This is a genomic window from Streptosporangium sp. NPDC049248 (assembly GCF_040678965.1).
In the GTDB taxonomy this organism is placed as follows: domain Bacteria; phylum Actinomycetota; class Actinomycetes; order Streptosporangiales; family Streptosporangiaceae; genus Streptosporangium; species Streptosporangium fukuiense.
In genome coordinates, this window is the sequence record NZ_JBFAQY010000053.1 from 1 (window position 1) to 25005 (window position 25005).

At 69.1% G+C, this 25005-nt stretch carries 24 protein-coding genes; 10 read left to right on the forward strand and 14 right to left on the reverse strand.

The window, feature by feature from the left end; all coding sequences use genetic code 11:
* The 8 genes from AB0K21_RS43390 to AB0K21_RS43425 all read right to left on the reverse strand — a co-directional run.
* Positions 1-437 (reverse strand): DeoR/GlpR family DNA-binding transcription regulator (locus tag AB0K21_RS43390; protein ID WP_364158822.1); only part of this gene is annotated, 437 nt, incomplete at its 3' end.
* Positions 438-978: 541 nt separating this feature from the next.
* Entirely contained in the window at positions 979-1647 is a 669-nt protein-coding gene (locus AB0K21_RS43395; protein WP_343973468.1) for a response regulator, read from the reverse strand.
* Complete coding sequence (locus AB0K21_RS43400; protein ID WP_364158888.1) at positions 1644-4181, reverse strand: sensor histidine kinase KdpD; 2538 nt, start codon at positions 4179-4181, stop codon at positions 1644-1646. Before AB0K21_RS43400 ends, AB0K21_RS43395 begins: the two co-directional genes overlap by 4 nt.
* 8 nt (positions 4182-4189) lie before the next feature.
* Entirely contained in the window at positions 4190-5050 is an 861-nt protein-coding gene (locus tag AB0K21_RS43405; RefSeq protein ID WP_364158827.1) for a potassium-transporting ATPase subunit C, read from the reverse strand.
* On the reverse strand, positions 5051-7201 hold the full coding sequence (kdpB, locus tag AB0K21_RS43410) for a potassium-transporting ATPase subunit KdpB (RefSeq protein WP_364158830.1): 2151 nt from the start codon (positions 7199-7201) through the stop codon (positions 5051-5053).
* Positions 7201-8862 carry a potassium-transporting ATPase subunit KdpA gene (gene kdpA, locus AB0K21_RS43415; RefSeq protein WP_343983743.1) on the reverse strand — a complete coding sequence of 554 codons (1662 nt, stop codon included), beginning with the start codon at positions 8860-8862 and terminating at the stop codon, positions 7201-7203. The genes kdpB and kdpA overlap by 1 nt, the downstream gene beginning before the upstream one ends.
* Positions 8862-8951: a K(+)-transporting ATPase subunit F gene (gene kdpF, locus AB0K21_RS43420; RefSeq protein WP_364158834.1), complete on the reverse strand. Its 90-nt coding sequence runs from the start codon at positions 8949-8951 to the stop codon at positions 8862-8864. Before kdpF ends, kdpA begins: the two co-directional genes overlap by 1 nt.
* 301 nt (positions 8952-9252) lie before the next feature.
* Positions 9253-11145, reverse strand: coding sequence for an amino acid transporter (locus AB0K21_RS43425; RefSeq protein WP_364158837.1), 1893 nt, complete (start codon positions 11143-11145; stop codon positions 9253-9255).
* A gap of 529 nt (positions 11146-11674) precedes the next feature.
* On the opposite strand from AB0K21_RS43425, the gene AB0K21_RS43430 reads away from it, so the two are divergent.
* A complete protein-coding gene (locus AB0K21_RS43430; protein WP_343983734.1) occupies positions 11675-12442 on the forward strand; it encodes a sulfite exporter TauE/SafE family protein in 768 nt (255 codons plus the stop codon).
* 377 nt (positions 12443-12819) lie between these two features.
* Positions 12820-13788 (forward strand): helix-turn-helix domain-containing protein, encoded by a 969-nt coding sequence (locus tag AB0K21_RS43435; protein ID WP_343983731.1) that lies wholly within the window; start codon positions 12820-12822, stop codon positions 13786-13788.
* Between the two features lie 99 nt (positions 13789-13887).
* Here the strand turns inward: AB0K21_RS43435 and AB0K21_RS43440 are convergent, their stop codons facing one another.
* The 4 genes from AB0K21_RS43440 to AB0K21_RS43455 all read right to left on the reverse strand — a co-directional run bounded on the left by AB0K21_RS43440 (position 13888) and on the right by AB0K21_RS43455 (position 17218).
* Positions 13888-14448, reverse strand: coding sequence for a hypothetical protein (locus AB0K21_RS43440; RefSeq protein ID WP_343983728.1), 561 nt, complete (start codon positions 14446-14448; stop codon positions 13888-13890).
* Between the two features lie 459 nt (positions 14449-14907).
* Complete coding sequence (locus AB0K21_RS43445) at positions 14908-16152, reverse strand: sigma-70 family RNA polymerase sigma factor (RefSeq protein WP_364158842.1); 1245 nt, start codon at positions 16150-16152, stop codon at positions 14908-14910.
* On the reverse strand, positions 16149-16517 hold the full coding sequence (locus AB0K21_RS43450) for a YciI family protein (protein WP_343983722.1): 369 nt from the start codon (positions 16515-16517) through the stop codon (positions 16149-16151). The genes AB0K21_RS43445 and AB0K21_RS43450 overlap by 4 nt, the downstream gene beginning before the upstream one ends.
* Complete coding sequence (locus tag AB0K21_RS43455; protein WP_364158845.1) at positions 16514-17218, reverse strand: DUF998 domain-containing protein; 705 nt, start codon at positions 17216-17218, stop codon at positions 16514-16516. Before AB0K21_RS43455 ends, AB0K21_RS43450 begins: the two co-directional genes overlap by 4 nt.
* A 198-nt stretch (positions 17219-17416) precedes the next feature.
* Here AB0K21_RS43455 and AB0K21_RS43460 point away from each other — a divergent pair, with 198 nt between their 5' ends.
* Complete coding sequence (locus AB0K21_RS43460) at positions 17417-17896, forward strand: hypothetical protein (RefSeq protein ID WP_364158848.1); 480 nt, start codon at positions 17417-17419, stop codon at positions 17894-17896.
* Here AB0K21_RS43460 and AB0K21_RS43465 read toward each other — a convergent pair.
* Positions 17869-18102 (reverse strand): hypothetical protein, encoded by a 234-nt coding sequence (locus AB0K21_RS43465; RefSeq protein WP_364158851.1) that lies wholly within the window; start codon positions 18100-18102, stop codon positions 17869-17871. The genes AB0K21_RS43460 and AB0K21_RS43465 overlap by 28 nt on opposite strands.
* A 39-nt stretch (positions 18103-18141) precedes the next feature.
* Positions 18142-18642, reverse strand: a complete 501-nt coding sequence (locus tag AB0K21_RS43470) for a helix-turn-helix domain-containing protein (RefSeq protein WP_364158854.1) — start codon at positions 18640-18642, stop codon at positions 18142-18144.
* Positions 18643-18700: 58 nt separating this feature from the next.
* On the opposite strand from AB0K21_RS43470, the gene AB0K21_RS43475 reads away from it, so the two are divergent.
* The 7 genes from AB0K21_RS43475 (at position 18701) to AB0K21_RS43505 (ending at position 25001) form a co-directional block, all read left to right on the forward strand.
* On the forward strand, positions 18701-19540 hold the full coding sequence (locus AB0K21_RS43475; protein WP_364158857.1) for an alpha/beta hydrolase: 840 nt from the start codon (positions 18701-18703) through the stop codon (positions 19538-19540).
* A 287-nt stretch (positions 19541-19827) separates the two neighbouring features.
* Positions 19828-20442 (forward strand): hypothetical protein, encoded by a 615-nt coding sequence (locus AB0K21_RS43480; RefSeq protein ID WP_364158860.1) that lies wholly within the window; start codon positions 19828-19830, stop codon positions 20440-20442.
* Positions 20443-20679: 237 nt separating this feature from the next.
* Entirely contained in the window at positions 20680-21537 is an 858-nt protein-coding gene (locus AB0K21_RS43485) for a serine hydrolase domain-containing protein (protein ID WP_364158863.1), read from the forward strand.
* On the forward strand, positions 21537-22571 hold the full coding sequence (locus AB0K21_RS43490) for a glycoside hydrolase family 3 N-terminal domain-containing protein (protein WP_364158866.1): 1035 nt from the start codon (positions 21537-21539) through the stop codon (positions 22569-22571). The genes AB0K21_RS43485 and AB0K21_RS43490 overlap by 1 nt, the downstream gene beginning before the upstream one ends.
* Positions 22568-23758, forward strand: a complete 1191-nt coding sequence (locus tag AB0K21_RS43495) for a glycoside hydrolase family 3 C-terminal domain-containing protein (RefSeq protein ID WP_364158869.1) — start codon at positions 22568-22570, stop codon at positions 23756-23758. Before AB0K21_RS43490 ends, AB0K21_RS43495 begins: the two co-directional genes overlap by 4 nt.
* Entirely contained in the window at positions 23755-24696 is a 942-nt protein-coding gene (locus AB0K21_RS43500) for an alpha/beta hydrolase fold domain-containing protein (RefSeq protein WP_364158872.1), read from the forward strand. The genes AB0K21_RS43495 and AB0K21_RS43500 overlap by 4 nt, the downstream gene beginning before the upstream one ends.
* The gene (locus tag AB0K21_RS43505; RefSeq protein WP_364158875.1) at positions 24693-25001 is read left to right on the forward strand and encodes a hypothetical protein; all 309 of its coding nucleotides are present in this window, start codon (positions 24693-24695) and stop codon (positions 24999-25001) included. The genes AB0K21_RS43500 and AB0K21_RS43505 overlap by 4 nt, the downstream gene beginning before the upstream one ends.
* Positions 25002-25005 lie beyond the last annotated feature (4 nt).

Genomic DNA, 25005 nt, shown 5'->3' on the forward strand with positions numbered 1-25005 from the left:
CGCACCCGCCCCCCCAGCATGAACACCGTCAGGTTCGCGCGGGTGGCCAGCGCGGTGGCCAGCGGCGGGGAGTTCACGATCACGGTCAGCTCCCGATCGACCGGCAGCGCCTGCACCAGACGGCCCGTCGTCGTACCCGCGTCGATGATGATCGCGCCGTCCTCGGGAAGCTCGGCCAGCGCCGCCTTGGCGATACGTTCCTTCTCCGCTGTCATCACCTCGTCGCGCGTCGCGAGGGCGGGTTCGAAACCGAGGCGCTCGACCGGGATCGCCCCGCCGTGCACACGCCGCAGCACCCCCGAGCGTTCCAGTGCGGTCAGGTCCCGGCGGATCGTCTCAGTCGTGACGCCGAACCGTTCCGCCAGGGTCACCACGTCGACCCGCCCGGCGGCCCGGGCCTCACACAGGATCTCCTGCTGCCGTTCCTCGGCGTACATCCTGTTGGTTCACCGCCGTTTCAATGTTGTTTTATATGTCTTTATACCCGAGTATGTTGCATGTCAAGGGTCGCTGAGAACGGCTCCGTCATGAGTTTCATGAACCTGTGACCTCCGCGTACCGGCTCATGGCCACGCCGGACCTCCTGTGGAGAACTGCTCGCCCTCGTCTTACGGTCCCCATCCGGGCCCGAGGTCGCGAACCGTCAGCGGTATGCCCACGACGCACCGCACAGAACCAACCGAATCGGAAGACCCACGACGTTTTCCCGGCCCATCGCTGCGCCACCGCGAATTGCCCGCCGGCCGTCGCCGTCCTCCAGAAGACGTCGTTGACGGTGGGAGCCGACAACCTCCGCGCCGAAGCGGCAGGGTCGGCCGCTTCGGCGCGGAGGTCGCCGGCCTGATGCGCGGGGAGGTCGGCCTCTGATCGAATGCGAGAGGCGCGGACAGTCACTCGACTGCCCGCGTTTCGTCGTTGCCGGTCATGGTGCCGCGCCGTGGGCGGTTCCAAGCCGGTGAGCGAGCCGAAGGACTCCGATCATGCCTTGAAGCGGTACCCCATACCGGGCTCGGTGATCAGGTGGACCGGATGTCCCGCGTCGCGTTCGAGTTTGCGCCGCAGCTGGGCCATGTACTGCCGGAGATAGTGGGTCTCCTTGACGTACTTGACCCCCCACACCTCGGTCAGCAGCTGCCGCTGGCTGACGAGCTTGCCCGGGTTGTGCAGCAGGATCTCCAGGATGTGCCATTCGGTCGGCGTCAGCCGTGCCCCGCCGGAGACCGTCTTGCTGGTCAGGTCCACCACGTGGTCGCCGATCGTGATGCTGGCCGGCTTCGCCTCCTGCGCGGACGTGCGGCGCGACACCGCGCGGATCCTGGCCAGCAGTTCGTCGATGCCGAACGGCTTGGTGACGTAGTCGTCGGCACCGGCGTCGAGGGCGTCGACCTTGTCCTGGTTGCCCGCCCTGCCGGACAGCACGACGATCGGGATCGAGGTCCAGCCACGCAGCCCGTGAATGACGTCGACACCGTCGAGGTCGGGCAACCCGAGGTCGAGCACCACCAGGTCAGGGTGCCAGTCGGCCGCCTGGCGCAGGGCCGCGCCGCCGTCGGCGGCCACGGCGACCTCGTAGTTGCGGGCGATCAGGTTGATGCGAAGCGCCCGCAGGATCTGCGGTTCGTCGTCGACGACGAGAATGCGTGTCACGCGATCACCGCTCTGGATGAGATCGGCAGTGTCAAGATCATGGTGAGACCTCCCCCTGGTGTCTCCTCCGGCATGAGAGAGCCGCCCATCGCCTCGGTGAGCCCCCTGGAGAGCGCGAGGCCGAGGCCGACCCCCGAATGGTTGTCACGATCGCCGAGCCGCTGGAACGGTCTGAAGACCTGGTCATGTGCTTCTGGCGGAATCCCCGGGCCGCGGTCGATCACCCGGATCTCCACGTGGTCGCCGTGCCGGCTGCCGGTGACCAGCACCTGCTCACCCGGTGGGCTGTAGCGGACGGCATTGGACATCAGGTTCACCAGCACCCGCTCCAGCAGGGCGGAGTCGGCGACCACCTCGGGCAGCTCGACGGAGATGTTCCCCTCGACACGATCCCGGAGCGGACCCAGGTCGTCCATCGCCCTGGGCACGACCTCCTCCAGGGCGACCGGCTGGAGGACGGGCCCGAGCACGCCCGCCTGCAACCTGCTCATGTCGAGCAGGTTGTCCACCAGGCGATTCAGCTTGACCAGCGACTCGTCCGCCGTGGCGAGCAGTTCCTTCCTGTCCTCCGCGGACCAGTCGATCTCCGTGCCGCGCAGACTCTCCACCGCGGCTCTGGCCGACGCCAGCGGGGTGCGCAGGTCGTGGCTGACGGCGGCGAGCAGCGCGGTGCGCATCTTGTCCGCCTCGGCCAGCGGCCTGGCCCGCCCGGCTTCCTCCTCCAGCCGCTGCTGACGCAGCGCGACGGCGGTCTCCGCGGCGAACGCCTCAAGCACCCTGCGTTCGGAGGCGTCGAGCAGTCCCCCGCGCACCGCGAGCACCAGGCTCTCGTCGATCGCCACGTCGGTGTCGGCGATTCCGGGGCTGGTGCACGGCTCGCCCCCGGAGGTGGCCACGATCCGCCACGCCTCCGGCTCCGACTGATCGTCGGGGGTCGGCGGTCCCGTCCGCTCCAGCAGCGTGGCGGACACGAGCCCGAACGTCTCCTTGACCCGGGCGAGCAGCGACGGCAGAGCGGCCTCACCACGCAGGACGTGGCCGGCGAGCGTCGACAGGACCTCGGCGTCCGCGCTGGCCCTGGCCGCCTCTCTGGTACGGCGGGCCGCCACGTCGACCACCAGGCTCACCATGATCGCGACCAGCACATAGACGACGAGCGCGAGCAGGTTCTCCGGGTCGTAGACCGTGAACCGGTCGACCGGCGGTGTGAAGTAGTAGTTCAGCAGCAGGAATCCGCCGATGGCCGCCGTCACCGCCGGCCCCATGCCGCCCACCAGGGAGACTCCGACGACCATCAGCAGGAAGAGCAGGATCTCGCTCGGCAGCGCCGAATCGTCCCTGAACGGGAGCAGAACCGCGGTCAGCGCGGGCATGCCGAGCACCGCCATCGCCCAGCCGATGACCCTGCGCTTGCGGGTCAGCGCGGCTCGCGAGCTCGCGTGGCGGCGGCCCTTCTTGACCTGCGCGTGGGTGATCATGTGGACGTCGATCGAACCCGACAACGCGGTCGTCTCCACCCCGACGCCACGGGACAGGATCTGGGCGAACCTGCCCCGCCTGGACGCGCCGAGCACGAGCTGGGTGGCGTTCACCCCACCGGCGAAGTCGAGCAGTGCGCGCGGGATGTCGTCGCCGACCACCTGGTGGTAGGTGCCGCCCATGTCCTCCACGAGGGTGCGCTGACGGGCCAGGCCGGCCGGATCACCGCCGGTCAGGCCGTCCGCCCTGGTGACGTGGACGGCCAGCAGGTCGGCGCCCATACTGCGCGCCGCGATGCGGGCTGCGCGCCGTACCAGGGTTTCGCCTTCCGGGCCGCCGGTGAGCGCGACCACCACCCGCTCGCGGGCCTCCCAGGTCTCGGCGATGCCGTGCTCGGCCCGGTAGCGGTCGAGCTGGTCGTCGACTTTTCCCGCGACCCAGAGCAGGGCGAGTTCGCGCAGCGCGGTCAGGTTGCCGATCCTGAAGTAGTTGGACAGCGCGGCGTCCACCTTCTCCGGTGCGTAGATGTTGCCGTGCGCCATCCGCCTGCGCAGCGCCTCGGGCGACATGTCGACCAGCTCGACCTGGTCGGCCCGCCGTACCACCTCGTCCGGTATGGTCTCCCGCTGCGGAATGCCGGTGATCTGCTGGACGACGTCGTTGACCGACTCCAGATGCTGGATGTTGACGGTGGAGACGACGTCGATACCGGCGTCGAGGATCTCCTCGACCTCCTGCCAGCGCTTGGCGTTGCGCGAGCCTGGGACGTTGGTGTGCGCCAGCTCGTCGATCAGCACCATCTTCGGCGCCCGCTCGATGACGGCGTCGACGTCCAGCTCGGTGAAGTGGCTCCCCCGGTAGGCCGGCGTCCTGCGAGGGATGACCTCCAGACCGTCGAGCAGTTCGGCGGTGTGGAGGCGGCCGTGGGTCTCGACGAGACCCACGACCACGTCCCTGCCACGCTCCAGCGCCCTGCGTCCCTCGTTGAGCATCGCGAAGGTCTTACCGACTCCGGGAGCCGCCCCGAGGTAGACCCGTAGCCGCCCGCGTGGCACCGCGACCACTACTCCTTGTCGAGGGCCAGGTTGAGTTCGAGCACGTTGACCGCGGGCTCACCCATGAAACCGAGGGCGCGTCCCGTCGTGTGCTCCTGGATGAGCGCCTTGACCCTGGCGAGGTCCGTTCCGCGCTCCTTGGCCACTCGCGGGGCCTGCAGGTCGGCGTAGGCCACCGAGATGTGCGGGTCGAGGCCCGAGCCACTGGCCGTGACGGCATCGGCGGGCACCTCGGCCTTCGCCACGCCGCCACGGATCGGGACGGTCTTCCCGGCGGCGTAGTCCTCGCCCGGCTTGCCGCACTCCACCTTCAGCCCCCGGTACTCGGCGATGAAGGGGGTGGCGGGGCATGCCTGGTTGACGCTGACCGCGCGGTCGGAGAAGACCTTCAGCACCGCGCCCACGCCGTCACCGGTGCAGTACGGCCTGGCGCCGCTGACGCCCTCCAGTTCGCCGATCGCCGTGGAACGGGCGCAGACCTGGGTGAGCAGGCTCTGCCTGCCCTCGTCCGGGTTGCCCTCGTCGTCCTTCGCACCGGGGACGGGAAGGACGTCCAGGACATCCTCGGGTCCCAGGTTGCTCGCGGCGGTGGAGAGCATGTCGTATCCGTCACCCGCGACTGACGGGCGGCTCTGGAAGTAGGTCCTGACGGGGTTGCCGTCAGCGTCGGTGAAGTTCTGTCCGACGATGGCGCTGCCCACGTCCTTGCCGTCCTTCTGCACGATCGAACCGTTGGCCCTGCCGTTGAACAGTGCCTGGGCCACGCCGGTGGTGACCAGCGGGTAGATCACGCCGAGGAGCACGGTGAGGACGGCGACCGCCCTGATGGCTGCGAGATGCTGGCGAATCCAGCTCGGTAGGCGTTCCATTTACGACATCCCCGGAAGGAATTGGACAAACAGGTCGATGATCTTGATGCCGATGAACGGGGCGACGATGCCGCCCAGACCGTAGACGTAGAGGTTGCGGCTGAGCAGCTTCGACGCGCTGGAGGGGCGGTAGCGCACACCCCGCAGGGCGAGCGGGATCAGCGCGACGATCACCAGGGCGTTGAAGACGACCGCGGACAGGATCGCCGACTGCGGACCGGCCAGACGCATCACGTTCAGCGCGTCCAGGCCCGGGTAGACCGCCGCGAACATCGCGGGAATGATCGCGAAGTACTTGGCGATGTCGTTGGCGATCGAGAACGTCGTCAGCGCACCACGAGTGATGAGCAGCTGCTTGCCGATCTCGACGATCTCGATGAGCTTGGTCGGGTTGGAGTCGAGGTCGACCATGTTGCCGGCCTCCTTGGCGGCCGACGTGCCGGTGTTCATCGCCACCCCGACGTCGGCCTGCGCGAGCGCGGGCGCGTCGTTGGTACCGTCACCGGTCATCGCGACCAGCCGGCCGCCCTCCTGCTCCGACCTGATCAGCGCGAGCTTGTCCTCCGGAGTCGCCTCGGCCAGGAAGTCGTCCACCCCCGCCTCGTCCGCGATCGCCCTGGCCGTCAGCGGATTGTCACCCGTGATCATGACCGTGCGGATGCCCATCCGGCGCATCTCGTCGAACCGCTCACGCATACCCTGCTTGACCACGTCCTTGAGATGAACCACCCCCAGCACCCGCGCCCGGCCGTCGACGACCTCACCGACGACCAGCGGGGTGCCACCCGAGGCCGAGATGCCGTCGACCAGATGGCCGACCTCCTCGGTCGCGTGGCCGCCGTTCTCACGCACCCACCTCATCACGGCCGTCGCCGCGCCCTTGCGCACCTGCCGGCCGTCGACGTCGACCCCCGACATGCGGGTCTGGGCGGTGAACTCCACCCACTCGGCGTGCGCGAGCTCGCCCGGCTGACGTTCGCGCAGGCCGTACGCCTGCTTGGCGTAGACCACGATCGAGCGGCCCTCGGGGGTCTCGTCGGCCAGGCTGGCCAGCTGCGCGGCAGCGGCCAGCTCGTCGGCGGAGATCCCCGAGGCGGGCTGGAACTCCGATGCCTGCCGGTTGCCCAGCGTGATCGTGCCGGTCTTGTCCAGCAGCAGGGTGCTGACGTCTCCTGCCGCCTCGACCGCGCGGCCGGACATGGCCAGCACGTTGCGCTGGACCAGGCGGTCCATGCCCGCGATACCGATGGCCGACAGCAGCGCGCCGATCGTGGTCGGGATGAGGCAGACCAGCAGTGAGGCCAGCACGATGCCGCTGACACCGTCGCCGGTCAGGGCCAGGGAGTCGGCGGCGCCGGGGTTGACGTTCTTGGCGTAGATCGCCATCGGCTGCATGGTGACGGTGGCGACCAGGAAGATGATCGTCAGAGCGGCCAGCAGGATGTTCAGTGCGATCTCGTTGGGCGTCTTCTGCCGGTCGGCGCCCTCGACCAGGGCGATCATCCGGTCGATGAAGCTCTCGCCCGGCTTCTGGGTGATGCGGACGACGATCCGGTCGGACAGCACCCTGGTGCCGCCGGTCACCGCCGAACGGTCACCACCCGATTCGCGGATCACCGGTGCGGACTCGCCGGTGATGGCCGACTCGTCGACCGAGGCGATGCCCTCGATCACGTCACCGTCGCCGGGGATGACCTCCCCGGCTTCGACGATCACGTGATCGCCCTGCTTGAGCTCCGACGCGCCGACGGTGTCCCAGGAGGACACGTTCGCGCCCGGCGCCCAGCCGGAGAGGCGGCGGGCGGTGGTGTCACGCTTGGTGGCACGGAGCGTGGCGGCCTGCGCCTTTCCCCGTCCTTCCGCGACGGCCTCGGCGAGGTTGGCGAAGATCACCGTCAGCCACAGCCAGACGGTGATGGCCCAGGCGAAGAACGACGACTCGCCGGTGGCGGCGAGGACCGTGGTGGCCAGCGCGCCGATCTCCACGATCAGCATCACCGGGTTGCGCCACAGCGAGACCGGGTTCAGCTTCCTCAACGCGTCGGGCAGTGACTTGATCAACTGCTTGGGGTCGAGCAGACCACCGCCGACCCTGCCGTTCTTCTGCGGCGCCTGCGCCTGTTCCGGCGCCTCGAGTACTGGGGTGGACATCAGCTGATTCCTTCTGCGAGCGGGCCCAGCGCCAGGGCCGGGAGGAAGGTCAGAGCGACCAGGATGATCGTGACGCCGACCACCATGCCGACGAACTGCGGCCGATGGGTGGGCAGCGTGCCTGCGGACTCGGGAACCGGGGCCTGCCTGACCAGCGATCCGGCCAGGGCCAGTACGAAGATGATCGGCAGGAAGCGGCCCAGCACCATGCACAGACCGAGCGCCACGTCGTACCACGGCGTGTTGACGGTGACGCCGCCGAACGCGGAGCCGTTGTTGTTCGAGGCGCTGGTGAAGGCGTAGAGGATCTCGGAGAACCCGTGTGGGCCGCCGTTCAGCATGGCCGCCAGACCCGCTTCGTTGCCCATGGCGACCGCCGTGCCGACGAGCACGAGGATCGGGGTGACCAGGAAGTACATCGAGGCCAGCTTGATCTCCCGGGCGCCGATCTTCTTGCCCAGGTATTCGGGGGTACGGCCGACCATGAGTCCGGCCACGAAGACCGTGATCACGGCCAGCACGAGCATGCCGTACAGGCCCGCTCCCACCCCGCCGGGCGCGACCTCGCCCAGCATCATGTTGAACAGCGGCATCATGCCGCCGAGCGGAGTGTAGGAGTCGTGGAAGGAGTTGACCGCGCCGGTGCTCGTGAGGGTCGTCGCCGCGGCGAACGTCGCGGAGTTGGAGACGCCGAACCTGACGTCCTTGCCCTCCATCGCCGAGCCGGCGGCCTGCGGCACGGTGGCGTCGGCGCTCAGTTCGAAGACGTTGGTCAGCACGACACTGGCGATGGCGATCGTCGCCATGACGGCGAGGATCGCGTGGCCCTGCCTGACCTGGCCGACCATCTTGCCGAAGGTACGCGGCATGGCGAACGGGATGAGCAGGATCAGGAAGATCTCGAACCAGTTGGTCCAGCCGGTGGCGTTCTCGAACGGGTGCGCCGAGTTGGTGTTGTAGAAGCCGCCGCCGTTGGTGCCGAGTTCCTTGATGACCTCCTGGCTGGCGACCGGGCCACCGGTGATCGACTGGGTGCCGCCGGTCAGGGTGCTCAGCTCGTGCGGGGAGGCGAAGTTCTGCACCAGGCCGCCGGCCACCAGCACCAGCGCGCCGACGAAGGCGATGGGCAGCAGGATACGAACCGTGCCGCGCACCAGGTCGACCCAGAAGTTGCCGATGGTGTCGGCCCGGTTGCGGGCGAAACCGCGCACCAACGCGATCGCCACCGCCATGCCGACGGAGGCGGACACGAAGTTCTGTACGGCCAGCGCGGCCATCTGCACCAGGTGGCCCATGGTGGACTCGCCCGAGTACGCCTGCCAGTTGGTGTTGGTGACGAAGCTGATCGCGGTGTTCCACGCGACGTGATCGGGCACCGGGTCGAAGCCGAGTGACAACCACAGCTTGTCCTGCAGACGCTGCATGCCGTACACGAACAGGACGGACACGACGGAGAACGCCAGCACGCTGCGGGCGTAGACACCCCACCGCTGCTCGGCGTCAGGGCGGACGCCGAGCAGGCGGTAGATGCCGCGTTCGACGGCGCTGTGCCTGACGCCCGAGTACACGCGGTACATGTGGTCACCGAGCGGCTTGTGCGTCAGCGCGAGAGCGATGACGAGGGATGCGACGAAGATGATCCCGGCTGCCGTCGTACTCACTAGAACCGCTCCGGAAACAGCAGGGCCACGACCATGAAGATCACTAGGCCGGCGGCCACCACGAGGCCGATGGCGTTGCTGGCGCTCACAGGCGCTCCACCGCCTTGACGACGAACCCGAAGATCACGAATAGCGCGATCGTCAGGGCGACGAAGATGACGTCAGCCATCCCCACTCCTCTAATCCGGATGTTTGGTCTTTCAACCCCCACAGCAAAGCGGGAGATTTGGGAGATTTTGCCGTCGTTGACGCATCTCATACGCTCGCAGGCCAACCGTTGACGCCTTCTTGACGACACGGCGGAAACGGTGCGCAGGAGTGCCGTCAGGAGAGGCGCGCCTGTGACGCCGCCTCGACCGGCGGGACCCGCGCCTCACCGCGGAGTAAGGATCACCCGACGTGGACGTGCGGCCTGCGGGTGATGTCCGGTTCCGCCTGGCGGAGGACCTCCCGGGTCATCGGCGGTACGTCCCCGCCGCCGAACAGCAGGTAGCGCAGCATCGCCGCCACCGGATTGCCCTCGGTCCAGTGGAAGTAGATGTGCGGTATCCGGCCCGTACGGTCACGCAGGTCGAGCAGGAGCGCGGCCAGCGAGTTGGGCACCGTGGGGCTCTCGAAGCACAGGATCCGGTGGCCGAAGCGTTCCTCGCCGTGCACGACCAGCTCGGTCTCGAACTCCGAGGCGTCGACGACCGTCACCTCGACGAACATGACCTGCTCCGAGCTGCGCAGGCGGTGGTTGAGCCACTGCTCGCGCAGCTTGTCGTGGTATTCGGCCTGGTCACGTTCGTGCGGCTCGTTGGCGATCAGGTGCACCTCGCCGCAGGACGCGTTGACGAACTGCTCGGCCAGCGGGTCATAGGTCACCTCGGTGACGCGCAGTTCGGTGGAGCGGGTCGTCCGGGAGATGAGCGAGGTCACGATGATCGCCACGATGAAGAAGGACGCTATCTTCACCCCGTCCGGGCGCTCGAACACGTTGTCCACCAGCGTGAAGGCGAAGACGGCGGAGACGGCGGCGAAGCCGCCCATCAGCCTGGTCTGGCCCTTGCGCCACGCGGACAGCGTCACGGCGACGGAGGCGGACAGGATCAGCACGAGCACACCGGTGGCGTAGGCACCGCCCTGGGCTTCGACGTCGGCGTCGAAGATGATCGTGATGGCGAAGCCGATCGCGCTGAACACCAGGACCAGCGGGCGCACGGCCCGCGTCCAGTCGGGCGCCATGCCGTACCTGGGCAGGTAGCGCGGCACCAGATTGATCAGGCCCGCCATCGCCGACGCCCCGGCGAACCAGAGGATCGCGATGGTGCTGACGTCGTACAGCGTGCCGAACCAGTCGCCGAGGAAACCGTGCGCCAGGAATGCCAGCGCCCGTCCTGAGGCCTTGCCGCCCTCCTCGAACTCCTTCTCCGGGATCAGCACGGTGGTGACGAGGCTACTGAGGATCAGGAAGACGCTCATGATGATGGCCGCCGAGGTCAGCAGCCGCTTGGTGCCCTTGATCCGGGCCTGGACGTCGCCCTTGACGATCGGCATCACCGCGACGCCCGTCTCGAACCCCGACAGGCCCAGCGCGAGCTTCGGCATCACCAGCAGGGAGAGCCCGATCATGGCCATCGGGCTGGTGTAGGTCGTGGTCAGCGCCTGTTGCCAGTCGATGACCAGGTTGGGGGCGTCGAGCACATGTGTGACGGCCACGGCCACCACGATCGCGTTGAGCACGAGGTAGACGCCCACCAGGACGACGGCGATGCCGATCGCCTCGCTGAAGCCCATCAGGAACACCCCGCCGAGCAGGGCGAGCAGCACGAGCGTGACCAGTACCCGCCGGCCCGACAGGAAGTCGGGAACGAACGGGTTCTCCAGGATGTGGGCCGTCGCGTCGGCGGCCGAGAGCGTCATCGTGATGACGAAGTCGGTCGCGGCGAACCCGAGTAGAGCGAGCACCAACAACTTGCCCCACCACTGCGGGGCCAGCTTTTCCAGCATCGCGATCGAGCCCTGGCCGTGCGGGCTCTCCTCCGCGACCCTGCGGTAGACGGGCAGCGCCCCGAACAGGGTGAGGATGACCAGCAGCAGCGTCGCCAGCGGTGACAGCGCGCCGGCCGCTAGCGCCGCGATGCCCGGCTGGTAACCAAGGGTGGAGAAGTAGTCGACGCCCGTGAGGCACATGACCTGCCACCAGGTGTGCTTCTTGTGCGGACCGTGCTCGATCTGCCTACGGTCGGTCTGTAAGCCCTTGAGCAGCCACGCCTCTAGTGGCCCAGTCCTGCCGGCCACTGTCGGCCCCTCCCACATCAATTACCCGTAAAGCCGCAATGCACATTACTGACGTCAGAGCCCATTGATTCATGGCCAGGCGTCAAGAAAACGTCAATATTCACAGACAGGGCGTATGCGGCTATAAGCCGCGCACCGGGGCACTGCACGACGCTCCCGCGGGGGGATGTCCAGGCTGAAAACGAAGGTGGGCTCGATGCCCCGACCGCTCGTCCGGAGCCGGGACACTTCGCTGAGTGCCGAAGTGTTTCCGGTTTAGCGTCGGCCGGGTGAGAATCTCGCCGGACACCGGCCGTCAGACGGAATCGCCCACCCTGACCGAGGCAGGCGGCACCGCCGTGTGGTGGCGCTCGGTCCGCGACTCCATCCGCGCAGCCGGCTGTGCCCATCCACCGGGAGCCCCGGTGCGGGGACGGCGCCTCGCAGGATCGCCGGTTCCGGGGGCGCTCGGTCCGGTAGGGCGCGAAGCATGGCCCTCGCGCACCGCCCGGCCGGGCATGGACGCCGACTCCGCGCGGGAGGAGACGGCATGACGCCGTGGGAGATGCTCGCCGTCTTCGCGGCGGGCGTCGGCGCCGGCGCCGTCAACACCGTGGTCGGCTCCGGGTCACTGATCACCTTTCCCGTTCTGCTCGCCACCGGCATGCCGGCCGTCACCGCCGCGGTCTCCAACGCACTCGGCGTGATACCCGGTTCCATCGGCGGGGCCATCGGCTATCGCGCGGAGCTCAGCGGCCAGAGCCGGCGCATCCTGAGGATGAGCGCCGGCGCCCTGCTCGGCGGCCTCACGGGCGCCACGCTTCTGCTGGTCCTGCCCGCCACGGCGTTCGAGAAGATCGTGCCCGCCCTGGTGGGCCTCGCCCTCGTCCTGGTCATCCTCCAGCCCCGGATCAGCAGAAGCGTGCGGCGGCGCCGCGAACGCACCAGCGGTTCCGCCCGCCCCGACGGAGGCCCGTTGCTTCTCACCGGGCTGACACTCGCCAGCGTCTACGGCGGCTACTTCCCCGCCGCCCAGGGAATCATCTACATGTCCCTGATGGGCGTGCTCCTCGACGAGACCCTGCAACGTCTCAATGCCGTCAAGAACGTCCTCGTCGCCCTCGTCAACACCGTCGCCGCACTCTTCTTCCTTTTCTCCGCGGATTTCGACTGGACGGCCGTCGTACTCGTCGCGGCCGGTTCCGCCCTCGGCGGCCCGATCGGGGCCAAGGCAGGCCGCCGCCTCAGCCCCCCGGTGCTGCGCGCCCTCATCGTGGCGGTGGGTACCTTCGCCGTCGTCCGGTTGCTGCGTCACTGACCCAGGACCTTCGTACCGCACGTTCTCTGCCGCTGAGCACCGGATCCCGGCTTTGTTGACATGGCGCCGCAGTGAATCCGGTCGCGGCAGCGGCCACGGCCGCCGCGATGGCCATACGAGAGAATCTCACCATTTGATGCCCCCTTTCCTGTGCGCGGTGTCTTGTGCTCGCCGAGCTGATTTCGGCCCGGCGCGATACGCAGGTGTACGTCAAGCCGGAGGTCTCGAAGCCGCCATCGGCCGCCGGCGCCTCGGTGACCGGGTGACTTTCCCTGTGCTTCGGATCCAACGGCCGGCCGATCGCGCGAACCACGCTCAGCCTTGTTTTTGTCGGTAAACTTGGGATTCGTGTCGGTTCTCCAACAGGATGGGCACTCATGGATGAGCGGCTGACCGTCGTGGTCGGGTATCCGCAGTCAGAGTTGCTGGACATCGCCTCGGTGACCACGCCGCTCCATATGGCCAACCAACTGGGGGCGGCTCCCCCCTACCGGACACGCCTCGCCACCTCCGGCGGCAGGCCGCTGCCCTGTGACTCGGGTTTGACGCTGGAAAGCCAGGAGGCCCTCGAACACATCACCGGGCCGCTCGACACCCTTGTCGTCTCCGGCGGGATCGGTCACGAGATCGCCGCGGGCAATCCTGTGCTCCTGGCACACATACGTCGGCTGGCCGCGGTCAGCAGGCGGGTGGCGTCGGTGTGTACGGGCGCGACCCTGCTGGCCGCCGCCGGACTGCTGGACGGGCGGCGCGCCACCACGCACTGGAGGTACGCGGGAGCGCTCGCCGCCCACCACCCCAACGTCACGGTCGACCCCGGCCCGCTCTACATCCGCGAGGGACACGTGTCGACCGCGGCCGGCGTCACCAGCGCCCTGGATCTGACACTCGCCTTCATCGAGGAGGACCACGGCCCTCACCTGGCCCGCGTCGTGGCGCGTGCCCTGGTGACCTACTTGCAGCGGCCGGGCGACCAGGCACAGATCAGCATGTTCGTGGGCGCACCGCCGCCGGAACATCCGCTGATTCGACAGATGGTCGACCACATCGTCAACAGCCTCGACGGTGATCTGAGCCCCACGACGCTGGCCGCCAGGCTGAACGTGAGCGAGCGTCACCTGACTCGGCTCAGCCTGGAGCACCTGGGCCAGACGCCTGGCCGCTTCATCAGGCAGGCACGCACGCAGGCGGCCGAGCAACTCCTCGTCTCGTCGTCGCTCTCCGTGGCGGACATCGCGGCCCGCTGCGGTTTCGGCTCCGCCGAGAGCCTTCGCCGGTTGTTCATCGCCGAGTTCGGCGCCTCCCCCACCCGCTACCGTCAGGCCCGGGCCGAGCGCTCCGGGTGAGAGATCTCCCTGAACGACCTTCTGTGAGCGCCGTGAACGCGTCGCGCCGTCCCTCACCCCCTCGAAGGACCTGCTTCATGCGGAACGGCGCCCGGGGCCTCAGCCGACAGTGACCGTCCCGTACTCGTAGGAGGTGAAACCGTTCTCGTCCCCCCTGTGCCAGCGGCCGGTCATGACCTGGTCGATGCCCGCCTGTGAGGAGTGGTTGTCCTCCCTCACCTCCTGGGTCCAGTTCCGAGAGGTGAGCCGCACCTGACTTCCGCGCCAGTACAGCGTGGCGGAGAGGTACGCCGTCAGGCCGTTCTCATCGCCGAAGTGCCTCCTGCCGACGAAGGCCTGGTCTCCGGAAGTGACGAAGTACGAGTCGTTCTCCCACTGATTGGGGCCCCAAGACGCGTTGTGCTGTACGGAGACCAGTTCACCGTCGATGCGGATCCGACTGCACTGGTACGTGGTCCAGCCGTTCTCGTCCCCCCTGTGGCTCCGGCCGGTCAGCACCTCGCCTGCCGGGCAGGTGTAGACGCTGTTCGATTCCTTGAGGGTCGCGGAGGCGCCAGGGATGATCTCGATTGTCGGTGCCGCGGCCGCGGACGCGGGTGCCGAGGCCAGCGTGGCCAGGGCGGCCGCCGCCATTGCGACGGTCAGGGCCTTCTTGTACATGTCCGTGTCCTCCGGTTCGCGTTCTGCTTCGTCCGACGTGCGCCGAGAGCACAGTTGTGCCGCCGGCCCACCATCGCGTCCGGGGACAAGGTTGCGGACGGCACTGCTGATCGTCTTGGGGTTGACTTGCGAGTTCCTTGGGGGGATCGGAAGGCTCAGGCACTCATCGGATCAGGCGTGACTAACTGCCCCTCAACGGGGCAGAGGGCGCGCATGGTGAACTTTTCGGACATTGTGCTGGTCTTCCTGCTCCTCGCCGCCGCAGGCCTGGTCGTCCGCTACTGCACACGGCAACACCGCTGACCCATCTCGAACAGCAGAGACGTCCCGTTGTCCGTCAGGTGAGGGCATCGTAGTGCGCCCTGCCGACGATGACCTGATCTCCGGAAGTGACGAAGTACGAGTTGCTCTCCTTCTGGCGAGAGGGCGAGGTGGTCCAGGCCGCGCGCCTCGAACCCGTTATGCGCGGCCCGCTTTGCGGAAGAGGTAACGCATCTCCACCGCGTTTTCCGTCAGTTCGGCGGCTGCGAGGAAGTCGGCTCGTGCCAAGGCGGCATCGCCCTCCCGCTCCAGGAGGTGAGCGCGGATCGCGTGCGCGCGTTGGCGAGTGAGCGGGTGCTGGAGGAGCCCGTGCTCGCGGTCGAGCTGCTCCAGCAGCGACCGGGCGCGCGCGGCGCCGTAGGCGTGGGCGACGGCGACGACCCGCGCGAGCATGACGTGCCCGCCGGGCTCGACCTGTTCGAGACCGAGGTACAGCGCCGCGATCTGCTCCCAGTCCGTCTCGTCGGCGGATGCCGCATTGGCGTGGACCGCGGCGATGGCGGCCTGCAGCTGGTAGGCGCGGACGGCCCGCTTCGACCACGCCGCGCGAATGAGCTCCGATCCTTCGCGGATCATCGCGTGATCCCACCGGGCCCGGTCCTGCTCGGCGAGGGGGACGAGGTCGCCGGTCTCCGTCATGCGCGTGGACCGGCGGGAGTCGGTGAGGAGCATGAGAGCGAGGAGTCCGGCCGGTTCGGGATCGTCCGGCAGGAGCCGGTGCAGCAGCCGCCCGAGCCGGATCGCCTCGGCCGTGAGATCGGTGCGGGTGAGCCGCTCCCCGGAGCTGGCGGTGTAACCCTCGTTGAAGATCAGGTACAGCACGCGCATGACCGCCGACACGCGGGTCGGCAGGTCGCCGTCGGGTGCGAGCCGGAAGCGGGCGCCGCTCCTCCTGATCTGCTGCTTCGCCCGGCTGATCCGCACCGCCATGGTCTGCTCAGCGACCCCGTACGCGTGGGCGATCTCGGACGTCGTCAGACCTCCTACGGCACGCAGTGTCAAGGCGATCCGGGAGGCGGACGACAGCGCGGGATGGCAGCACAGGAGCAGCAGGTTCAGGCTGTCGTCGTGATCGGCGTCGACGGCGTCCGCGTCCGGATCGATGATCTGCGGCCGAGATGCGACGTACGCCTCCTCACGGCGGTGCGTCGCCTGCTCGGCACGGAGAGCGTCGATCATGCGCCGGTATGCGACCCGGATCAGCCAGGACCGGGGCTGGTCGGGGATGCCGTCGTCGTACCATTGCCGGCTGGCCGCGAGCAGTGCGTCCTGCACGGCCTCCTCGGCGATGTCGAAGCGGCCGAAGCGGCGGACCAGCGCGCCGAGCACCTGCGGCGCCTCGGTGCGCAGCAGGTGCTCGAGCGCGTCGGGCCGGGGCCTCAAGCGAAGTCGTCTCCCATGATGGGGCGGATCTCCATCGGCTCGCCGAGCACCTCGACCATCCGGGCGACGATGTCCTTCGCACGGTCGAGGCCGGACACGTCGATGACGGCGAACGAGGCGAGCACCTCTTTCAGCTCGGCGAACGGGCCGTCCGTGAAGATGACGCCGCCCTCGGACCTGCGCACGGTGGTCGACACCGCCGGATGCCCCAGGCCCTCGCTGGTGACGAACTCGCCCGTGGCGCGCAGTTCCGCCTCGAACCGCTGGTACGCCGCGAAGGCCGCGAGGGCCTCCTCCGACGGGCTGTCGGCCGTGGCTTCGTCCCAGCCGGCGGTCGGCGTGTAACTGAGGATGAGGAACTTCACGATCTCTTCTTTTCCGATTCGAGGACCCTTGTCAGACTACAGAGCCGGCGTCCGGCGACGACGGTGCACCATCCGAAGGCGAAGACGCCGGTGATCGCGACCTGGACGCTGGCGATCTCCGGCATGACGGGGAGCAGCAGAACGAGCGCCACGATGCCGTCGCCGATGGCGGCGGCGACGCGACGGCCGCGGATGGCGCGGACCAGCGCCACCACGACGGCGGCGGCGAGCGCGGTGAAGGCGATGATCGCGGCGGCCATGTGCACGGCGGCATGCCACGAGGTCTCCGCGGCCGGGCCGTCCGCGGCTCCGACCGGGAAACCGTACGCCGCGTCCTGTGGGAAGAGCCCCGCGACGATGAAGCCGAGGCCGCCGAGGGCGATGAGCACAGGAACGGCGCCGCGGCCGATGCCGGTCGTCACGACCCTCCGGCGCGCGATGGCGAGACACACGAGCCCGAGGCCGGCCAGCACGAAGGTCGTCATCTGGATCCATCCGAGCTCACCGGTGGAGAGCTGGCTGATCGGGTGCACCCGAAGGTCGAAGCCGGGGCGGGTCGCCATCTGCACGATCGCGGGCAGATAGAACAGCGGGCCGGCCGCCGCCCCCGCGATCAGGAGGGCACGCGTCGCCGGATCCCGGCGCGCCGATGCGGCACGGTGGTGATCGAGGGCAGCGGACGAGGTGGTGTGCGTGGTCACGGTGTTCTCCTTCGTACGACGGAAGTGACGTTGCACCGATACCTCGGAGTCGAGCAGGGCTTCTTTACATCCCGGCCCGATCTCCGCACCGCGCCCAGGCCTCCTGGAACTTTCTCGCGACCTGATGTCAATCGCCGCCGTGGGTCTCCGACGTGTCGGTGAACGCGACCCGCCGGGCCGCCCACGAAAGGACGCAGCATGAACGACACCCCGCTCGACAACGTCACCGCCGAGGAGATCGACGCCTACGGCCTCGGCGAGCAGCCCGCACCCAGCAGCGCGGTGGCCGCGCTCGACAGGCTCGTCGGCGAGTGGACCGTCACCGGAGGCGCCGAGGGCGTCATCCGATACGAATGGATGGCCGGCCGGCACTTCCTGCTGCAGCACGTGGAGCTGCGACAGTTCGGCCAGAGCATCACCGGCCTCGAGGTCATCGGGCACCTCCACCCCTTCGGAGAGCCGGCCGGCGCGGACGTCGTCTCCCGGTTCTACGACTCAATGGGCAACACGCTCGACTACGTCTATGAGATCGACGGCGACACGCTCACGATCTGGGCGGGGGCCAAGGGCGGCCCGGCCTACTTCCGCGGAACTTTCGAGGACGAGGACCGCGTGCTCGACGGAGCGTGGGTCTACCCCGGCGACGGCGGCTACCCCTCCACGATGACCCGCCGATAGTCGACGCCGGGAGGGCTCGCCTCGACGGCGGAGAGCTCGGGCGAGCCCTCCCGCTCCCCCGTACCGGAACAAGAACGGAGACCGCGAATGACGAAACACGATTCCGCACACACCCGCACCGAGGACATGGTCGTGTCCGCCGACGGCACCCCGATCGCCTTCGAGCGCACCGGGAACGGCCCGGTCGTCGTCCTCGTGTCCGTCACGCACAGCAGGCCGTCGTGCGCACCGGCGCGAGGCCCGGTTCAGCAGGCGTCGGGCGCGGCTTCCGTCGATTCGGCCCGGGACCGCAGTACGTCGTTCACGCCGGCGAGCATGGATCGCAGCACGCGAAGCGCGGTATCGACGTCGGCGTCGGTGAGGTCGCCGGCCGCGCGGCTCAACAGCCGATGCTCGCGGGCGATCACCGCCGCGATGGCGGCCCGTCCTTCGTCGGCGAGCCGGACCAGCGAGGAGCGGAGGTGGCGAGGATTGTCGACCAGCTCGACGAAGCCGGCTTCCCGTGCCTCGTGGACCATGCGCTGCACGAACTGGCGGCTCAGCTCCTGGGACGCGGCGATCGCCGGGACGGTCAAATCCCCCTCGCGATGCAGCTGCTCCAGCACCGCCCGGACCCCGACCGACATCCCCGTGATCGGCTGGTCCCGCTCCACGGCCCGTGAGGCCTTGCGGTAGAGGGGGCCGACGATCAGATACACCTCGGCGAGACGAGCGGCGAGGCGGTCTGGCGGCAGCGGAGCACTCATCGCACGATTATGACACTTCGGTTGCCATATGCGAATGAATTATGACACCTTGGTTGTCATGATCCCTCGCACCATCTCCCTCACCGGCCAGACGGTCCACCTCGTCGACGTCCCCGCGTCCGCCGACGAGCACCGCACTCCGCTCGTCCTGCTCCACGGCGGCGCCGTCGACCACCGGATGTGGAGCCCGCAGCTCGCGGCGTTCCCCGAGCGTCGCGTCATCGCGCCGGACGCCCGTGGTCACGGCGACTCGTCCGATGCCGATGCGCCGTATCGGCTCGCCGACGATGTCGTCGCGGTACTGGACGCGCTGGACATCGACCGGGCGGTTCTCGCCGGTGTCTCCATGGGAGGCGGCACCGCGGTGGACATCGCGTTGGAGTATCCCGACCGATGCGCCGCACTCGTCGTGTCCGGCACGGGCACGAGCGAGCCGATCTTCACGGACCGGTGGTCGCTGGACGCTTTCGGCGCGTGGAGACGGGCCGAGACGGAGGGGGACGCGGAGGCCTGGATCGAGGTCTTCATGCGATTCACCCATGGCCCCTATCGCGACCGCGGCGATGTCGATCCCGCCGTCGACGCCCTGATCGAGCGGATGGCACGCGACACTCTCGGCCACCTCCGGCTCGACGACCATGGCGCGCCGCTGCCACCGACTCCTCCGACGCCGGTCACGCGCACCTGGGAGCGGGCGAACCGAATTCAGGTGCCGGTGCTCGCCCTCAACGGCGCCCTCGACGGACCGGATCATCGGGAGAACGGCCGGCGCCTCGCCGGGGTCGTGCCACACGGCGCATACCTGGAGATCGACGGCGCGGCCCACTACGCCAACCTGGAGGGGCCGACCGAGTACACCCGCGCCATCCGGGACTTCCTGCGAGCACACGAGCTCTGACGTGCCCCGAGACTCCCTGCCCAGCGCGGGCGCCGCGCCCGTGACAGGCTCCGGGGACGGCCGGGCAGAGCGGAACCGTCCGTTCCCAAGGGCAGATCGGTCAAGGAGGCCGGCTTGACCGGAGAGCCCACCCAGCTACCCGGTAAGACAGCCGCCGGCTGCGCCCGGCGGCACCGGCAGGGCCTCACCCGGTCAGGCGGCCGGTTCCGGAGGCGCCAAGAGGCGATGAGGTCTACGGCCAAGACCCGCGCCTGCGCACCCTGCTGGAGCGGCGGCGGATCGGCTACGTGCTGGCCATCGCGGGCAACCGGCGGGTGAACCTGGAGGGCGCCGACCGCAGCGCGGCCGACATCATCGCCGACCTCGCCGACCGGCACTGGTACCACTACCGCGCCGGTCAAGGCGCCAAGGGCCCACGCTGGTACGCCCGGGCCCGGGCACGCATCGACGAAACCGCGCCCACCGGATACCGGTGGCTACTGATCCGCCGCAACCTGACCACCGGCGAGTTCGCCTTCTACCGCTGCCAGGCGCCCACGCCGATGCCGCTGACGGCCCTGGTGAAGATCGCGGGTATCCGATGGGCGGTCGAGGAGTCCTTCCAAGCGGCCAAAGGCCAGGTCGGGCTGGATCACTACCAGGTACGCGGTTGGACGGCCTGGTACCGGCACATCACCCTGGCCATGCTCGCCCTGGCCTTCTTGGCCGCGATCGCCGCCACCCAGCGCCCCTGCGACGAGGAGTACATCGCGTTGACCATGCCCGAGATCCGCCGACTGCTGACCGTCCTCATTCTGAACCCCCACCGCACCGCAGCGCAGGTTCTGCACTGGTCACAATGGCGCCGACGCCATCAAGCCACCGCCCGCCGCTGCCACTACCAGCGCAGATCCCAACCGTGATCCCGAAGTGTCACTGGAGTATGAAGGCGACGGTCCCCTCGGGAGGATCTGATGGGAAAGCCGGGCTGAGACCCGGCACGAGGCCGTCGTCATCGCCCGCAGACTCGGGCGCCTCCCCTGATCTGTTAATAAAACGTTTCAATTCCCTCTTGTCTCGCCCTACGGCCGGAGTTAGATTCCTTCTCCAGAAGCACTGAGACGTATAAGCGACTCTCTGTCACCAAGGAGATCTTGACGGTGATACGTGATCAGATCCAGCGGGCCGTGGACGACGGCATCTGGCCCGCCGCGCAGTTCGCCGTCGCCCGGCACGGAGAGATCCTGGCGTTCGAGTCGTTCGGCGACGCCCGCGACACCGACCGCTTCTGCCTGTTCTCAGCCACCAAACCAGTCGTGGCCTCGCTGCTGTGGCAACTGATCGGCGAAGACCTGATCGGCCTGGACACCCGAGTGGCCGAGCTGTGGCCCGAGTTCGGCGCCCACGGCAAAGACGTGATCACCCTCGAACAGGTACTGCTGCACACCTGCGGCTTTCCCGGCGCCGCCATCGACCTCGACGCCATCGCCTCCCGCGAACAGCGAGCCGCCCAGATGGCGGCCTGGCGGCTCGAATGGCAGCCGGGAACCCGCTACATGTACCACGCCACCTCGGCGCACTGGGTGCTGGCCGAGGTGATCCACCGGGTGACCGGCCAGGACTACCGGCAGGCACTCCGTGCCCGGATCCTCGACCCGCTCGGACTCGACCGGCTGGAACTGGGCGTGCCGATCGACAGGCAGGCAGACCTCAAGCTCGTGACCACGACCGGGACCCGCTCGATGGAGGTGCTCGAAGCGCTGTTCGGGCAACCGGTCGACGTGGCCGTCCTGGATGCCGACTCGGAGAGAACATCGGCCATCGCCAACGACCCGAGGCTACGCGCGGTGGGCGTGCCGGGCGCGTTCGGCCACGGCGGGGCGGGCGGGCAGTCCGCCTGGGCCGACCCGGAGACCGGCCTGTCGTTCTGCCTGCTCGTCAGCGGGATGGACCGCGATGTGCTGGGTGACCACGAACGGCACACCGCCATCGAGTCGCAAGCGGCGCGGTGGGCATGATGTCTGACCGGGTCACGGATCTCACTCTCGCCGAACAGGCCTCCCTCACCTCGGGCGGCACGGCCTGGACCACCACCGCCGTCCGCGACGTGGTCCGATCGCTTCACCTCTCGGACGGCCCGCACGGACTCAGGCGCGCGCAGGACGAGTCGCTGCTGTCCGCCGGCGTGCCCGCGACCTGCTTTCCGCCCGCCGTCACGTCTGGATCGACCTGGGATCCCGCACTCGTGCGCCGAATGGGCACCGCCCTGGCCCGGGAGGCTTCGGCACTCGGCGTCGACGTGATCCTGGGCCCCGGGATCAACATCAAGCGCAGCCCCCTGTGCGGGCGCAACTTCGAGTACTTCTCCGAGGACCCGCATGTCAGCGGCGTCATGGGGGCGGCGCTCGTCGAGGGCATCCAGTCGCTGGGCGTCGGCGCCTGCGTCAAGCACTTCGCCGTGAACAACCAGGAGACCGACCGGATGCGCGTCAGCGCGGACGTCGACGAGCGCACGCTGCGCGAGCTGTACCTGTCCGCTTTCGAACACGTCGTGCGCGAGGCCGGGCCGTACACCGTGATGGCCTCCTACAACCGGATCAACGGCGTGTACGCGTGCGAGAACCTGTGGCTGCTGACGCAGGTGCTGCGCCAGGAGTGGGGTTTCGACGGCCTGGTCATGTCCGACTGGGGCGCCGTCGACGACCGGGCCGCGGCTCTGGCGGCCGGGCTCGACCTGCAGATGCCGCCGGACGGCACCGATCGCCAGGTCGTGGCGGCGGTCGAGGATGGCCGCCTGGACCGGGCGGCCGTCACCGCCGCCGCCACGCGCGTGCTTCAGCTGCGGGAACGGGTGGACCGTGCGCAGCGCTTCGACGACTGGGACGTGGACGCCCACCACGAGTTGGCCCGCGAGGCGGCCCGTGCGGGCGCGGTCCTGCTGAAGAACGACGGCGGCCTGTTGCCGCTCGACCCGGCGGCGCACCTCACGGTGGCGGTCATCGGCGAGTTCGCCCGGACCCCCGCTACCAGGGCCACGGCAGCTCCCGAGTGACGCCCACCCGCCTGGACAACGTCTGGGACGCGTTACGGCAGGCGGCGGGCCCGGACCTGAAGCTGACCTTCTCCCCCGGTTTCCCCCTGACCGGCGCGCCCGACCCCGGGCTGACGGACGAGGCCGTGGCACACGCCGCGCAGGCGGATGTCGCGCTGCTCTTCCTCGGTCTGCCGGAGGAGTCGGAGACCGAGGGACGCGACCGCACGGACATCGAACTCCCCCGCTGCCAGGTGGAACTACTGCGCTCGGTCGCCGCGGTCTGCCGCAAGGTCGCGGTCGTGCTGGCCAACGGCGCGGTGGTCTCGGTGGCCGACTGGCAGGACGACGCACAGGCCGTACTGGAAGCCTGGCTCGGCGGCCAAGCGGGCGGCGCCGCGCTGGCCGACCTGCTCTACGGCGCCTGCAGCCCGTCGGGCAAGCTGACCGAGTCCATCCCGCTCCGGCTCCAGGACGTGCCCTCCTACCTGTACTTCCCCGGCCAGGACCGGCACACGGTCCACGGCGAGGGCCGCTACGTCGGCTACCGCCACTACGACACGCTGGACCTGCCGGTGGCCTACCCCTTCGGGCACGGGCTGAGCTACACGACCTTCTCCTACAGCGACCTGGAGGTGGAGCAGACCGGCGACAACTCCTGGACGGTCCGCACCACCGTCACCAACACCGGCCCTCGCCACGGCGAGGAAGTCGTCCAGCTCTACGTCGCCTTCGACGAGCCTCACCCCACCCGGCCCCGGCACGAACTGCGCGGCTTCGCCAAGCTGGCGCTGGAACCCGGCGCCTCGGCGCGGGCGGAGTTCCGGCTCGTCGGCCGCGACCTGGCCTGGTACTCCACTCAGCGGGGTGGCTGGCGCATCGACCCCGGCACGTTCACGGTCGAGGTGGGCGCCTCCTCCCGCGACATCCGGCTGCGGGCCGAGTTGTCCACGCTCGGCGAGGGCATCGCCGACGAGCTGACCGCCGCCTCCTCGCTCGGCGAATGGCTCGACCATCCGGTCGGCGGCAAGCTCCTCCGTGACCGGCTCACGGCACACCCGGGTGCCGTCAAGCTCGACGACGTCGACCCGCACGTGCTGTCCGCCGTAAGCCAGATCCCGCTCGGCAAGTTCGTCGGGCCCATCCTCGGGCTCACATCGGAAACCGTCACCGCACTCACCGCGGCCGCGCAGAAGGAAACAGCATGAGCAACCACGAGCTCCATCCGGAACTCGCCGTACGGCTTGAGCGCTTCGCCGCGCAGGAACCCGGCGTGGAGACATTCGAGATGCTGGGGGCGCCGTTCGGCCCGCCCGAGACGTGGGACCTGAACATCGAGGATCGCGAGATCCAGGGGCCGGGTGGCGCTCTCCGGCTGCGGATCTACCGCCCCGTGAGCGAGGCGTTCGACCGGCCGTGCCTGGTGTGGCTGCACGGCGGCGCCTGGGTCGGCGGCGACCTGGACATGCCCGAGGCTCACGAGACCGGCCGAGGTGTCGCCGGGAGAGCGAACGCCGTCGTGGTCTCCGTCGAGTACCGCCTGTGCAACGAGGAGGTGCACTTCCCCGATCCGCTCGACGACGTCGTCACCGCCTATCGCTGGGTGCGGGAGCACGCCGCGGACCTCGGCGTCGATGCGGCCCGCGTCGCGCTGGGAGGCGCCAGCGCCGGCGGCAACCTGGCTGCCGGAGCGGCTCTGCGGCTGCGCGATGAAGGCGAGGCGCCCTGGCAGGCGCTGCTCCTCTACCCGCTGGTGCATGCTCCGCTGCCCGCGCCCTCGGCCGAACTGGCCGCGGCTCTGGCCGAGCTGCCCGCCGGGCTGAGCATCCCGAAGGAGCTCCTGGCTCAGGTGTTCGCCACCTTCCTGGACGGCGGCGCGGTCGAGACGGCCTCGCCGTACGCCTTCCCCGGCCACGCCGAGGACCTACGCGGTTTTCCGCCCACCTACATCGACAACGACGAGTTCGACAGCCTGCGCGGCAGCGGTGAAATCTTCGCCGAGCAACTGCGCGCCGCCGGGGTGGAGGTCGAGCAGGTCATGTCGCCGGGTGTGCTGCACGGCCACCTCAACCTGGTCGGTCTCGACATCGCGCACGCCACCCTCGACCGCATGGCGGCCCGCCTGCGCAAGGAAGGCATCCGGTGACCGAGGTCGGCGGGATCTTCGACACACGGTTCGAGTCGAAGGACGACGACTTCGTGGGCGTGCAGACCTACACCCGGATGGTCTTCGGACCGAACGGCCCGATCAAGGCCGCCCGCAACGAGCGCACCTTCCAGACCGGATGGGAGTACTACCCACAGACTCTGGGGCACGCCGGCTACGCCATGAACTCCGGCCTGGTCAGCGTGGACCGGGAAACCTTCGCACGCACCCCGAAGCCCAGCTTGCACTGGTTGGGGAGGGTGGCCGCCACCAACGGAGCACACCTGGACGACGGCCGGCCCTGACCGC